12 protein-coding genes are annotated in these 14,255 nt (G+C 59.4%); 6 read left to right on the top strand and 6 right to left on the bottom strand.

Annotated features, from left to right (window positions below; translation table 11 throughout):
* The first annotated feature begins 33 nt into the window (after nt 1–33).
* Nucleotides 34–645 (top strand): dTMP kinase, encoded by a 612-nt coding sequence (locus ACOYXG_RS13055; protein WP_460358240.1) that lies wholly within the window; start codon nt 34–36, stop codon nt 643–645.
* A gap of 183 nt (nt 646–828) precedes the next feature.
* Here the strand turns inward: ACOYXG_RS13055 and ACOYXG_RS13050 are convergent, their stop codons facing one another.
* The 5 genes from ACOYXG_RS13050 to ACOYXG_RS13030 form a co-directional block, all read right to left on the bottom strand.
* Nucleotides 829–1,344 (bottom strand): cupin domain-containing protein, encoded by a 516-nt coding sequence (locus ACOYXG_RS13050; protein WP_027611930.1) that lies wholly within the window; start codon nt 1,342–1,344, stop codon nt 829–831.
* A gap of 133 nt (nt 1,345–1,477) precedes the next feature.
* A complete protein-coding gene (locus ACOYXG_RS13045) occupies nt 1,478–3,880 on the bottom strand; it encodes a TonB-dependent siderophore receptor (RefSeq protein WP_460358236.1) in 2,403 nt (800 codons plus the stop codon).
* A gap of 67 nt (nt 3,881–3,947) precedes the next feature.
* A complete protein-coding gene (locus tag ACOYXG_RS13040) occupies nt 3,948–4,910 on the bottom strand; it encodes a FecR domain-containing protein (RefSeq protein WP_460358233.1) in 963 nt (320 codons plus the stop codon).
* Nucleotides 4,910–5,419: a sigma-70 family RNA polymerase sigma factor gene (locus ACOYXG_RS13035; RefSeq protein WP_095135832.1), complete on the bottom strand. Its 510-nt coding sequence runs from the start codon at nt 5,417–5,419 to the stop codon at nt 4,910–4,912. The genes ACOYXG_RS13040 and ACOYXG_RS13035 overlap by 1 nt, the downstream gene beginning before the upstream one ends.
* 95 nt (nt 5,420–5,514) lie before the next feature.
* The gene (locus ACOYXG_RS13030) at nt 5,515–6,411 is read right to left on the bottom strand and encodes a helix-turn-helix domain-containing protein (protein ID WP_027611934.1); all 897 of its coding nucleotides are present in this window, start codon (nt 6,409–6,411) and stop codon (nt 5,515–5,517) included.
* Nucleotides 6,412–6,572: 161 nt separating this feature from the next.
* Here ACOYXG_RS13030 and ACOYXG_RS13025 point away from each other — a divergent pair, with 161 nt between their 5' ends.
* The 5 genes from ACOYXG_RS13025 (at nt 6,573) to ACOYXG_RS13005 (ending at nt 12,840) form a co-directional block, all read left to right on the top strand.
* Entirely contained in the window at nt 6,573–7,931 is a 1,359-nt protein-coding gene (locus ACOYXG_RS13025; RefSeq protein WP_095135836.1) for a glutamine synthetase family protein, read from the top strand.
* 181 nt (nt 7,932–8,112) lie between these two features.
* The gene (locus ACOYXG_RS13020) at nt 8,113–9,201 is read left to right on the top strand and encodes a polyamine ABC transporter substrate-binding protein (protein ID WP_041063835.1); all 1,089 of its coding nucleotides are present in this window, start codon (nt 8,113–8,115) and stop codon (nt 9,199–9,201) included.
* Nucleotides 9,198–10,499, top strand: coding sequence for an NAD(P)/FAD-dependent oxidoreductase (locus tag ACOYXG_RS13015; RefSeq protein WP_460358226.1), 1,302 nt, complete (start codon nt 9,198–9,200; stop codon nt 10,497–10,499). Before ACOYXG_RS13020 ends, ACOYXG_RS13015 begins: the two co-directional genes overlap by 4 nt.
* Nucleotides 10,500–10,616: 117 nt before the next feature.
* On the top strand, nt 10,617–12,272 hold the full coding sequence (locus tag ACOYXG_RS13010) for a PqiB family protein (RefSeq protein ID WP_460358223.1): 1,656 nt from the start codon (nt 10,617–10,619) through the stop codon (nt 12,270–12,272).
* Nucleotides 12,273–12,288: 16 nt separating this feature from the next.
* Complete coding sequence (locus ACOYXG_RS13005; RefSeq protein WP_460358220.1) at nt 12,289–12,840, top strand: PqiC family protein; 552 nt, start codon at nt 12,289–12,291, stop codon at nt 12,838–12,840.
* Here ACOYXG_RS13005 and ACOYXG_RS13000 read toward each other — a convergent pair.
* Nucleotides 12,798–14,108 carry a sensor histidine kinase gene (locus ACOYXG_RS13000; RefSeq protein ID WP_115989806.1) on the bottom strand — a complete coding sequence of 437 codons (1,311 nt, stop codon included), beginning with the start codon at nt 14,106–14,108 and terminating at the stop codon, nt 12,798–12,800. The two genes, ACOYXG_RS13005 and ACOYXG_RS13000, sit on opposite strands and share 43 nt — an antisense overlap.
* Between the last annotated feature and the right edge of the window lie 147 nt (nt 14,109–14,255).

Genomic DNA, 14,255 nt, shown 5'->3' with positions numbered 1-14,255 from the left:
GTGAACCTCCATAAATCCATCGTTATGTGAACAATGAATCGTCCGCTGTTTGTTTCTCTGGATGGGCCCAAAGGCACCGGCAAAACCACGCTGCTGGAGGCCGTTACGAAGGTACTGAGGGCCGGCAACAAGAAAGTCATCCGGCTGTGCGAGAGAAAAAGCGATCCTTTCCGGGGTGAAACCATGGCCCTGATCAACGCACTTGCCAGAAATCCTTCCGAGGATCTGGAATGGGCTGTGTGCCAGCGCCTGGCTGATAGTCGGCGCTGGATTTCCCGACACGTACTGACGCAGCAGCCGCTGGACAGCATCATCCTGATCGATCGCTGGTATCCGTCAGATGCCGCGTTTCGCCGATCTATCCCGTTTGCCGAGATTCTCCAGTTGAACCTGGATCGAGACGTGCGCGTGCCGGATCTGCATTTCGGCGTCGTCACCGATCCGGATATTTCATGGGCAAGAGCTGCGACAAGATCGCGAGGATTGGGCGGCACTGTGATCCAGAAGTACGCAGAGCATATGGCGTGTACGGAGATGTTCGAGCAAGCAGTCAAGGAGCACGGTTGGGTTCTGTGCCGTAATGAGGGAACAATCGAAGACGCTACGATGCAGGTGGTTTCTGAGATTTATAGGGTGCTGGGGTGATTGTTGGAGTGGAGACAGATGTTGGTGCAGGAAGGCGCGTAGCGTAATACGTGGTTTAACATAATATACATTACACGTAACAAGATGTTTCAGGGTTAGCCCGGTTGCACGCCAGATTTCAATCCAGAGTTTTACCCTGAGTCCTCTTTTCAAAACCTCGGCCTTGCCTGCAATTGGCGACCTTCAATCAGCATCCCGCGTCAGTTTTTCAATCAGCATCCGGTGCTGTGGAAATTGCGCAATCAGTTTGCGTCGATCACCCATTTCCATATCCGCAAAATCAAATCCCGGCGACACGGCCTCGCTGATCAAGCCAAATCCATGTTCTCCCTCGAGCAGTCGCGAAGCTTTCCAGATTCCGCCAGGCACGTGCATTTGCAGATGCTGTCCCGCCAGAATGTCGTTGCCCATTACCAGCGTCTCCAGCGAGCCGTCAGCATGGATCATGCTGTACTCGATGGGATCGCCCAGATGGAAAAAATGCACAATGTCGGAATGATTGAAATGAAACTGGCCCACTGGTGATTGCTCGGTCAGCAGGTAGTAAATCGATGTCATCAGGTACCGTGGGCCACCGACGGTATCGAGCATCTCTCTATGATCGGCCTGATAGGTTCTGCGAAAGTAACCGCCTTCCACGTGAGATTGCAGATCCAGCGCCTGAATCAAGGCCTGTGCGTTTACTGTGCGTTGAGACATGGTCTGCTCCGGTGAATGGCGGCTTATTTTACGATAGCTCTACTAAACGGCTATTTAGTGTAGTTAACAGAAGATCACTGAATTTCGAAGATTTTACCCTCCTTTTAAGCGCGCACTTGTTTAACAAAGCAAATCAGAAATCCACCGTTGCTGATAGCAGATAAGTCCTCGGCGTCGAAAGCGTCAAACCGGGTTCGCTGTCATCTGATGCGCCCGCCGAACTCCAGTAGCGTTTATCCAATACGTTTTCGACATTGGCGCGTACGGTGATGGTCTTGTCGTCCAGTTTAAAGGCGTAGCGCGTCCCCACGTCGAATCGCTCCCATGAGTCGATTTCCTTCTGGTTGGACTGATCCAGATACTGCGAACTCGAATAGATTCCACGGCCTGTCAGCGTCAGCCCCTGCATATTTGGTACATCCCACTCTGCGCCGAGATTGACGTTGTATTTGGGTGTCGCGGGCGCGCGGTTGCCGTCAAAGGTTCCATGGGTGGTCTGGGTCAGTTCGCTGTCGATGTACATCACGCCGCCGAGCAATCGAAACCCTTTGAACGGCTCGCCGAACACACTCAATTCCACACCATCGTTCTGTCGTTTGCCGTTCGGGCCGAAGACTCGTGTCGAGGCGTTGGTTTCATAAGCAGGCTGTTTGATCCGGAACACAGACGCTGTAAGCGCATACGAACCCGCGTCATATTTGGCCCCGACTTCGACTTGTCGGCTGATAAAAGGCGGGAAGATTTCATCCTCGTTGATCGACGTCGATGGCGCAATTTTCCCTTGGCTGAGGCCTTCCATGTAGTTGGCGTAGAGCGAGAGCTTGTCCGTCGCCTTGAACAGAATGCCGCCCGATGGCGAGAGTTTTTCTTCGTCATAGGCTGTGTCACCCTTCACATCATCGCTCCAGTCGTCGACTTGAACCCTTTGCCAGCGAGCGCCAAGGGTCAGCAACAGGCGATCATCGAAGAACCCCAGCGTATCGGACAGTGCGACGCCGCTGAAGCGGTTTTCCGTGTAGACCTTGGCGTCGTAGCGTGTTGGCGTGCGAGGCTTCGTGGTTTCCACCGGGTCATACAGATTGCTGCGCCCTGCTGCATACCGCGCGCCGCCATTTTCGAAATCCATGTAGAAGTAGCTGGCCGCCAGATTGACCTCGTGGCTGACTGAACCGGTATGGAACCAGTTGCGCACACCCGCCGTGGCAGTCCGGACATTTTCGTCACGAGTGAAGTCCCGCGGTTGAACGCTGAAGTCGCCGGCGTCGTTGGTCACCGACACCGCATGCCGAAGGAAATCGTGGTTACTGTTACGGGCGCCGACGCCGCCATACAACATGACCGAATCGCTGACGTCGAACTCGCCATTGAGCGTGCCAAACGTATCTTTGGTTCGCGCCTGGCTCCAGGGTTGCGCGTAGTTGTCGCGCACATCATCAGCATCCGGAACTTTCGCGTTTGCACCGACCTGCACACGTTCTTGCGGTGCATCGGTATCGCGCTCGGTGTGACCGATATCGGTGGAAAGCCGCAGGCGCTCACCGCGAAAATCCAGGCCCAGCACTGCCATGTCGCGATCGACGCTCTGGTGATCCCATTCAGTGTCACCCGATTGTTTGACGCCGTTGAAACGCAGGCCGAACTGGTTGTCCTCACCAAAGCGACGGCCGATGTCGACGGCGCCGCCGAGCTGATTGTTCGAGGCGTAACTGGCCGTCAGCGATGTATTCGGCTGATCGCCGGCGCGCTTGGGCACCACGTTGATCCCCCCTCCTACACTGCCCCGCGGCGAAATCCCGTTGATCAGTTGGCTCGGGCCCTTGAGGATGTCGACGCGATCGGCCATTTCCATGTCGATCGTGTAAGTGGGCAGAACCCCGTAAAGCCCGTTGTAGGAAACATCACTGTTGAACAGGCTGAAACCGCGGATGGTGAATTGTTCATAACGGCCGCCTGCCGGGTTCGTCGCACGCACCGAGGGATCGCTGGCGATCACGTCGCCCAGAGTGCGGGCCTGCTGGTTTTTCACCGTTTCGCTGGTGTAGGTGGTCATGCTGAACGGGGTCTCCATGAAATCCCTGGAACCCAGCAGTCCTTGCGAGCCTCGGCGCGCCACTTGGCCACCGGCAAAAACCTCGGTATCCGTGCTACCCGTCGATCCAAGAATCGAAGTGGGTGCCAGTTCCAGACTGCCGCCGTCCGGCGCAGGAATGACTGTGTAAGCGCGGTCGCCCGCCGGTTGCAACTGTAGACCGGACCCCAGCAACAACCGGGTAAAGCCCTCCTCCACGCCAAACTCACCCGACAAACCATTGCTGTTACGCCCGCTGACCAAGGCCGGATCTACCGACAGATTGACCCCTGCCAGTCCGGCAAAACGGGTCAGCGCAGCACCCAGGCTGCCGGCCGGTACCTGATAACCGCGGCGGTCGGCGCTTTCCGCCCAACTGCAGGGGATCAACACAGGGCTGGCACTCAGGCTCAGCAGAAGGCTCAACTGCAACAACGGGCGTAAACGACCTGGAAATACTGCAGGCATAGGAAAAAGCTCTCGATTTGGTTCACTTGCCTGGAATGACCAGCGAGGCGAAAAAAAGGGACAGGTCTCAGACTGTTTTTTTGGACTGGGACAATTTTCGCGGAACGAGAGAGACCCAAAAGCGCGTGCGTTTCTGCACGTCGATCGGCAGGCTGGCCGCCAACAGTGAGAGCACTTGATCGGTGTTATCCAGGCGAAAACTGCCGGTGATGCGCAGCGCCTCCAGCTCCGGATCCCAGCGCAGCACGCCTGGGCGGTAACGGCTCAATTCACGCAGAAAATCCCCCAGCGGCTGATTCTGCGCCATCAGTACACCGTCGCGCCAGCTCGGCATCGAGTTGTCAAACGCTCGGACAGACCCCGCGCCAGAAGCCTGCAGCCTGATCTGCTGGCCCTGATCGAGGATCAGCGCCGGCCCGCTTGACGGTTGCAACTGCACCGAGCCACGGACCACCGACACATTGCAGTCACGCTCATTGAGATGCACGCAAATCTCGCTGTGACTGACGATGATCCGCCCGTACGGCACATTGATGATCAGGGCTGAGTCGCCTGGCACGTCAAGCGCCATCTCGCCACGCACCAGTGTCAACTGACCGGCAGCAAGATCCACATTGACGGCACTGTCGGTATTGAGCTGCAACGAACTGCCATCGGCGAGCGGCAATTTTTTGCGTTCACCGGTGCCCGTCTGCAAATCCGCGCGCCAGACATCCAGCGGCAGTTGCCGACTGAGCAGCCAGGCCGCCGGCACCAGTGCCGCGATGCCGAGCGCGCGTTTCAGCGCGGCCCGACGCGCTGCGTCCGGACGATCCAGCGTAGCCATGGCCAGCGCAGAAGGCAGTGCGGAAAACCGTTCGCGCAAGCGCTGGATTTTCTGCCACGCGTGTTCATGTCGGCTATCGCTGTTACGCCAGGCCTGCAATTGCGCATGATCGTCAGCGCCCGCTTCGCCGGACTCAATCAACGCCAGCCATTGCGCGGCGGCGCGGGCGACCTCGCGGGCTTCATCACTGGGGGCAACGCGCATCAAAGCTCCACCAGCAGACAATGCTCGTAGGCCTGCGCCATGTAACGTTTGACGGTGCGTTCGGACACTTGCAGGCGTTCGGCGATTTCACGGTAACCCAGGCCTTCAAGCTGACTCCACAAAAACGCCCGGCGCACTGCTCGGGGCAAACCATCGAGTAACTCATCCAGTGCTTGCAGGGTTTCCAGCAGCAGCCAGCGCTGCTCGGGCGACGGCACGCACTCCTCCGGGAGTTGCGCGAGGGCTTCGAGGTAGGCTTTTTCCAGACTGCGGCGGCTGTAGAAGTTGCTCAACAGGCGTTTGCCCACGGTCAGCAGATACGCGCGTGGCTCGCGCATGTCGGCAATGGGTTGAGCGCTGCACAGCACGCGCAAGAAGGTGTCCTGACTCAGATCCGCCGCATCCCACGCATTGCCCATGCGCCGACGCAGCCAGGTTTCCAGCCAGCCCCGGTGATCGCGGTACAGCGCGTGCAGGCTCTGCTCCGATGGCGTGGCGGCTTCAATCATCTCGGGAGACCCTGCGCGAAGTTAGATTCAAATGAGACTGATTCTATTTAACTTCGCTTGGGACACAAAGATCTTTTTGCCCGTGACGGCAATCTCTAGCGTTTCAGCGTCTCGCTCGGCAGCTCTTTGAACAGCGCCCGATAACTGCTGGAAAACCGCCCCAGATGCCAGAACGACCAGCGCATCGCCACCTCAGCCACGGTGGTTTCCGTGGGCCGGCGCTTGAGCAATTCGCGGTGTGCACTGTTCAGCCGGCGCAGGCGCAACCAGTGACTCGGAGTCATCCCGGTATAGGCCTTGAATGCCTGCTGCAATTGTCGCAACGGCACCCCTGCGACCTTCGACAGTTCGAGCAGATTGACGGTGTCTTCCGGCGAATCCGCCGCCCACTCCCCTACTCGCTTCATGATCATCCGTTCTTCGCTACGCCGCTGTAATCCGCCGCGATCAAGACGGGTGTGTGCGTTGTCGAGGATGAACAGGCAGTCTTCGAGTAACTGCTGAGTCAGTGAGTCTTTATCAAACGGATCAACAGCTTGCGACAACTTCGTGAGAGTTGAGCTTAACCAGCGACTGAACAAGGCGTTCTGCCCGCAGTTAAGCGGCGCCATGAACAATCCTTCGAGTCTCGCCACATCCAGACCGTGCTGACGGACGAATTCCGGGCCGAACACCACGGCGATTTCCTGGTAGTTCTCCGGGGTGATCCAGATGTTGCGGCTGTCTTCGTTGAGCAGATACAGCGCGTTATCGCTGCGATCGAAACAGAACGCCAAGGCACCCGACGGCGCGCTGAATGTCTGCTCGACGCGGGTGTTCATCTGTTCTTCGTAGACCTGCACACCCTCCAGGTCCAGATAGCGGATCTGCCCGGCGAAATGTCCGGGAGACATCTGCTGGTAATGCTGGACCCAACCCGGCGTGGCGCGGATCTGTTCGCTGACATCAGCGGTATTGAAAGCCTGAACCTGAAGCGGATTACACGTTGTCATGGGAGACCTTGCGCACTCTTTTGGTGCGCTTCGGTGCTGCTTAAAGTGGATAGATGGAACGGCAAGGCACGCCCAAGATAGTCGTCAACGCGCCACAGGGGAAGGGGCGGAAGATGAAACCCGCCCTCCCCGGCGTCTATAAAACCAATAACGAGGTCTTTATGAATGCCCCTTTCGATCAGCTGTTCACGTGGCTGAAAGATCACAAGATTACCGAAGTTGAATGTGTGGTCAGCGACCTGACCGGCATCGCCCGCGGCAAGATCGCACCGACCAACAAGTTCCTGCATGAGCGAGGCATGCGCCTGCCGGAAAGTGTGCTGCTGCAAACGGTAACCGGGGATTTTGTCGACGACGACATCTACTACGACCTGCTCGACCCGGCCGACATCGACATGGTCTGCAAACCGGTGAGCGACGCCGTGTATGTGATTCCATGGGCGATCGAGCCGACCGCCATCGTCATCCACGACACCTTCGACAAGTTCGGCAACCCGATCGAACTGTCGCCGCGCAACGTGCTGAAAAAAGTCCTGCAGCTGTACACCGACAAGGGCTGGAAGCCGATCGTGGCGCCGGAAATGGAGTTCTACCTGACCCAGCGCTGCGAAGACCCGGACCTGCCACTCAAGGCGCCGCTGGGGCGTTCGGGCCGTGCCGAAAGCGGTCGGCAATCGTTCTCGATCGATGCCGCCAACGAATTCGATCCGCTGTTCGAAGACGTCTACGACTGGTGCGAGCTGCAAGGCCTGGATCTGGACACGCTGATCCATGAAGACGGCCCGGCGCAGATGGAAATCAACTTCCGTCACGGCGACGCACTGGATCTGGCCGACCAGATCACCGTGTTCAAACGCACCCTGCGCGAAGCGGCGCTCAAGCACAACGTCACTGCCACGTTCATGGCCAAGCCGATTGGTGACGAACCCGGCAGCGCCATGCACCTGCACCAGAGCGTCGTGGAGATCGCCACCGGCAAGCCGATCTTCGCCAATGCCGACGGCACAATGAGCGAGCTGTTCCGCCATCACATCGGCGGCCTGCAGAAGTACATCCCGAAAGTGCTGCCGATGTTCGCGCCGAACGTGAACTCGTTCCGCCGCTTCCTGCCGGACACTTCGGCGCCGGTCAACGTCGAGTGGGGCGAAGAAAACCGCACCGTCGGCCTGCGTGTGCCGACCTCCGGGCCGGAAGCCATGCGCGTGGAAAACCGCCTGCCGGGCGCCGATGCCAACCCGTATCTGGCGATCGCCGCGAGCCTGCTGTGTGGCTACATCGGCATGGTCGAAGGCATCGAACCGAGTGCCGCCGTCGAAGGCCGTGCCTACGAACGCCGCAACCTGCGCCTGCCGATCACCATCGAAGACGCGCTGACGCAAATGGAAGAGTGCGACACCGTTGCCCGATACCTGGGCAACAAGTTCGTGCGCGGCTACGTCGCGGTCAAACGCGCCGAGCATGAAAACTTCAAGCGCGTGATCAGCTCCTGGGAGCGCGAGTTCCTGCTGCTTAGCGTCTGATCCATCCCACAAAGCCCCTTCACCTCTGTGGGATGGGCTTTTGTGGGAGGGGGCTTGCTCCCGAAAGCGGTCTGTCAGTCACAGAAAATGTTGAATGTGCCGGCCTCTTCGGGAGCAAGCCCCCTCCCACAGGAATTAGCGAACCACCTGAAAAATCCAAAAAATTCGAAGAGGTGTCGATATGCGTCTATTGAAATCCATGGTTCCCGCCGCACTGGCGCTGCTGTGCAGCACCGCAGCCCTGGCCCAGCCACAGGTCAGCGTCTACAACTGGACCGACTACATTGGTGAAACCACCCTCGCCGACTTCCAGGCCAAGACCGGGATCAAGGTGATCTACGACGTTTTCGACTCCAATGAAACCCTGGAAGGCAAGCTGCTCGCCGGCCGTACCGGCTATGACGTGGTGGTGCCCTCCAACCACTTCCTCGCGCGTCAGGTGAAGGCCGGGGCGTTCCTCAAACTCGATCGCGAGCAGCTACCAAACTGGAAGAATCTCGATCCCAAGCTGCTTGAACTACTCGAGAAGAACGACCCGGGCAACCAGCACTCGGTGCCGTACCTGTGGGGCACCAACGGCATCGGCTACAACGTCGACAAGGTCAAGGCTGTGCTCGGCATCGATCACATCGACTCCTGGGCCGTGCTGTTCGAGCCGGAAAACCTGAAGAAACTCACCCAGTGTGGCGTGTCGATGATGGACTCGGCGGACGAAGTGTTCCCGGCGATCCTCAACTACATGGGCATGGACCCACGCAGCGAGAACCCGGAAGACTATAAAAAGGCCGAAGCGAAACTGCTGAGCATTCGCCCGTACATCACCTATTTCCACTCCTCGAAATACGTTTCCGACCTGGCCAATGGCGACATCTGCGTGGCCTTCGGTTACTCCGGCGATGTGTTCCAGGCGGCCAACCGCGCCAAGGAAGCCAAGAACGGGGTGAACATCGCTTACGCGATTCCGAAGGAAGGCGCCAACCTGTGGTTCGACCTGCTGGCAATCCCGGCCGACGCCAGCAACACCAAGGAAGCCCACGCCTTCATCAATTACCTGCTCGATCCGCAAGTGATTGCCAAGGTCAGCGCTTCGGTCGGTTACGCCAACCCGAACCCGGCCGCCAAGCAGTACATGGATCAGGCGCTGGTGAACAATCCCGAGGTCTACCCGTCGCAGGCGGTGCTGGACAAGCTCTACATCTCCTCTACCCCGCCCCAGTCGATCATGCGTCTGATGACCCGGTCCTGGAGCAAAGTGAAGTCGAACAAATGAATCAGTACAGCAAAGAACACGCCCGCTCCTATTACGCGGCTTCGGCCCGGGCCAGTACGCCCTGGCCGGCACTCGACGGTGACCTCACCGCCGATGTCTGCGTGATCGGCGGCGGCTTCACCGGGGTAAACACCGCGATTGAACTGGCGCAGCGCGGGCTGTCGGTGGTGTTGATTGAAGCCCGACGCATTGGCTGGGGCGCCAGCGGGCGCAACGGCGGTCAGTTGATCCGCGGCATCGGTCACGAGGTCGAAGGCTTTGCCCGCTATGTCGGCAATGACGGCGTGCGTTACTTGCAGCGCGCCGGGATCGACTCGGTGGAACTGGTGCGCCAGCGCATCACCGAGAACGCCATCGAGTGCGACCTGCGTTGGGGCTTCTGCGAGCTGGCCAACACTCCGGCGCAATTCGCAGCGTTCAAGGACGAACAGGTCAGCCTCGACGAACTCGGTTATCAACACCAGACCCGTCTGGTCGGCCCGGAGCTGATCCGTCAGCAAGTGGTGAACGCCGACGGCTACGCGGGTGGTCTGATCGACATGGGCTCCGGCCATCTGCACCCGCTGGATCTGGTGCAAGGCGAAGCGCGTCTGGCGGAGTCCCTCGGTGTGCGGATCTTCGAGCAAAGCCCGGTGCTGCAGATCATTCATGGCGAAACCGTTGAGGTGCGTTGCGCCAGCGGCAGCGTCCGCGCCGGCAGTCTGGTACTCGGTTGCAACGCGCATCTGGATGAACTCGAACAGCAACTCAGCGGCAAGGTACTGCCGGCCGGCAGTTACATCATCGCCACCGAGCCGCTGTCCGAGGAACGTGCCGCGCAATTGATCCCGCACAACCTCGCGTTGTGCGACCAGAAAGTCGGCCTCGATTACTACCGGCTCTCGGCGGATCGACGCCTGCTGTTTGGCGGCGCCTGTCATTATTCCGGGCGCGATCCGGCGGACATCGCCGCCTACATGCGCCCGAAGATGCTCAAGGTCTTCCCGCAACTGGCGGACGTGCGCATCGACTATCAATGGGGTGGCAAGATCGGCATCACCGCCAACCGTTTCCCGCAAGTTGGCCGGCTGAAGCAGCAGCCAAACGTGTTCTACGCTCAGGGTTACTCCGGGCACGGCGTCAACGTCACGCACTGGTGCGCCAAGCTGCTGGGCGAGGCAATCCATGCCGGGCACAGTCAGGGCATGGACGTGTTCAGCGCGGTGCCGCACATGACCTTCCCCGGCGGGCCTGCCCTGCGTTCGCCGCTGCTGGCACTGGGCATGCTCTGGTATCGCCTGCGTGAAATCCTCGGCTGAGGCATCCACCACGTAACCATCTCCTTGCTTATTTGCTCTATCGCCAAGCACTTCTATATTGATGAAGTGCTTTTGCGTTCCTGACGCTCAGCATCCACAAAACCGAGGAGGACATGGATGAAGTCGTCAGCCGCCGATGAGCCACGAGCACCGGGCCAAGCGCCGATCAAGACGCGTCGCTTCGGTATTTCACTGGTGTGGATCGTGCCGATCGTCGCGGTGCTGGTCGGTATTTCGCTGGTGGTGCACAACCTGATGCAGGAAGGCCCGACCATCGTCGTCAACTTCAAGACCGGCAGCGGCCTGACCGCCAACAAGACCGAAGTCAAATACCGCAATGTGGTGATCGGTCAGGTGACTGACGTCGAGTTGAGCGGCGATCAGAAGAGCGTCGACGCCACGATCAAACTGGCCAAGCAGGCCGAAACCTTTACCCGCGAAGACTCACACTTCTGGGTCGTGCGCCCGCGCATCGGCGCCGGTGGCGTATCGGGCATCGACACCCTGCTCTCCGGCGACTACATCGGCGCCGACATCGGCCAGTCCGACAGCCGCGCCAAACACTTCAAGGGCCTGGAGAACCCGCCGCCGATCACTTACGGCGAACCGGGCAAGCGCTTCATGCTGCATGCGCCGGATCTCGGCTCGCTGGACATTGGTTCGCCGGTTTACTACCGCAAGATTCCGGTCGGTCAGGTGGTGACCTACACCCTCAATCCCGAGGGCAAAGGCGTGGACATCGAGGTGTTCATCCATTCGCCGAACGACGCGTTCGTTACCGAAAACACCCGGTTCTGGAACGCCAGCGGCATCGACATCAATGTCGGCGCCAACGGCTTTGCGGTGAAGACCGAATCGCTGTCGACCATGCTGGTCGGCGGCATTGCCTTCCGCGCCCCGGATTACAGCCCCAACGACGTTGCCGCCGCCGACGACAAGGATTTCGAACTGTTCGCCGATCAGCAGACCGCCCTCGCCCCGCCCAATGGCAAAGCGCAATACATGGTGCTGCGTTTCGAGCAGTCCTTGCGCGGGCTCAAGGTCGATGCGCCGGTGGAATTTCTCGGCATGGAAATTGGCCGGGTGGTCGGCATCAATCTCGATTTCGACGCGAAGAAACGCAGCTTCCCGCTGAACGTCGGCATCGTCATTTACCCGCAGCGCCTCGGTCAGGCCTACAAAAAAATGCTCACCGAATTCAAGCATGATCCCAACGACGAAGCGGCCGGCATTCGTCTGCTCGGTACCTTCGTCGACAACGGTCTGCGCGCCCAGGCCCGCAGCGGCAACCTGCTGACCGGGCAGTTGTACATCGCGCTGGATTTCTTCCCGAAAGCCGAGAAAGTTGCGTTCGACGCGACGGCCCGGCCGGTGGTCTTGCCAACCGTGCCCGGCAGCCTCGAACAGTTGCAGGAAAAACTCGAAGCCGTGGTCGACAAGCTCAACAAACTGCCGGTCGAACGGATTGCCGGCAACCTCGACAGCAACCTCGTCGAGCTGCGCAAAGGCCTGACCCAGTTCAATGCGAAAACCCTGCCGAGCGTGCAGACCACCCTGGCCGACGTCAGCAAGACCTTGCAGTCCGCCAGCTCGACCCTGGCCGAAGATTCGCCACAGCGCGAGAAACTCACCGAGACCCTCGACGAACTCGGGCGCATGTCGCGTTCGCTGCGTGAGCTGTCGGATTATCTCGGTCGCCATCCGGAATCGCTGATTCGCGGTCGTCCCGACAACGCGGCGCCGCTGGATCTGAAAGGACCGCCGCGCAATTGAGCACAGGAGCTATCCCATGGCTTTACCGCTGAAGATCACCGTGCTCGCTGCGTTCATGCTGCTTGGTGCCTGCCGCAGCGAGCCGATCAACTTTCACACCCTGACCCCGGTGCAACTGCCGCCGTCCCGTGCCGGCGCGCAGGTTCCGATCGAGGGGATCAGCGTGCCGCCGCAAGTTGACCGCCCGCAAATCGTCATCCGTCAGGGCAACAATGGCCTGGCGATTCTGGAAACCCAGTGGTGGGGGGCGAGTCTGGCGGATGAGCTGCGCAGTGCCTTGAACGATCAACTGAGCAATACCGGCAGTGGCGGCAACGTCTCGGTGCGCATCGATGTGCAGCGTTTCGACTCGATCCCCGGCCAGTACGGACTGATCGACGTCAAATGGCGCCTGCGTCCCAGCGGTGCGGCGGACAATGCTCTGCTGACCTGCCATTCAACCTTGCAAACTCCGTCCGGCCCGAGCATCGACGAACTGGTGGCCGCGCAACAGAACAACGTCAAACGCCTGGCTGCATTGATCAATCAAGCGGCGGGTAATTCTCGCGTCTGCCCGTCGGCCTCCTGAGCCGCCGACAGCGTGACGGTGAAACGGCAGCCGTTCGGTTCTCGAGTCACCAACTGAACCTGCCAGCGCTGATGGCTGCAGATCCGCTGCACCAGTGACAATCCCAGCCCAAGGCCTTCACCGCGCTGCTCGTCACCGCGCACGAATGGCTGGAACATCGCGTGGCGTTTCTCTTCCGGAATACCGATGCCGCTGTCCTCGACCACGAAGCTGTCCCTGAGCAGGGTCAAGCGGACAAAGCCCTGATCGGTGTAGTGCCAGGCGTTGCGCAGCAGATTGCCCATGACCGACTGCAAGAACGTCAGGTCATAACGCGTGGCGCCCGCCAGTTGTGGCTCGTAGATGAATTCCAGACCCTTTTCACGAATCAGTCGCCCCCAGATTTCCACCTGGGCATCGGCGATCGATTTGAGTGTGCAGGTGGATTCGGTACCAAGCTCTTCCGGCTTGCGCGCCAGCATCAAGAAAGTTTCGACCAGTTGGCGCATTTCAGCGCTGGCCCGGGCAATGCGTTTGACCTGCTGAGTGGAACGCTGATCCAGCGAGGGGTTGGCCAGCAACAGCTCGCAGGAGCTGGCCAGAATCATCAACGGTGTGCGCAGTTCATGACTGACATCACTGGTGAAGAGTTTTTCGCGGTTCAGGGTTTCGCGTAACCGGCCGAGTGTCTGGTCAAAAGACAGGGCCAACTCCCCTACTTCATCATCGGCGTAATCCGGATGCAGGGCCGGCGCCAGCGCGATCAATTGATCACGATGCCGCACCTGCCCCGCCAGGCGAATCACCGGCGCCATGACCTGCCGCGCCAGCAGCCTGCCGAGCGCGACGGCCAGCATGACGCTGAGGATGAACCCGACAATCACCACCACGAACAGCAAGTGCTCGCGCTGCTCGAAGCTTTCCTGATTGCGCAGCAGCACATACTTGCGTCCGCCGACCGCCTCGACCATCGCGTAGAAATCGTCACCGTTGAAGGTGATCTCCTGAAACCCCTGGGGCAGTGCTGCCAATTGCGGCGTCAGTGCCATGGGCCCCGGGCCGTTCTCGAAAAAAAACAGTTCGCTCTTTTCCGGCTCGTGGCGCCATTGATTGATGTCGTCCATCGCCAACAAGCGGCGCAGTCCACCGCTGAGGGCGGTCATGGTCAACTTGTGCTCGACGACATGCACCGTGGCCACAATGCCCATCGCGAAGACACCGGCCACCACCGCGCTCATCAAGGCGAACACAATCACAATCCGATTGGCGAGGCTTTGCTTGAGGTCCATCCGGTTCAATGACTCCAGTGCTGATGTCAGGGCTGCAAGGGGCGGCGCGACGACGTTGACCAATATTCGCAGCTTCGCCTTGCCCGGCGTTGTTGTTAAGTGTTTAAAACAAACAAAACGGGTATTTGAGTTTGTTTATCAAATAGC

The sequence above is a fragment of the Pseudomonas sp. G3-39 genome, from assembly GCF_054790485.1.
The sequence above is the reverse complement of the archived record's forward strand: the minus strand, read 5'-3'. Positions and strand labels throughout refer to the sequence as shown.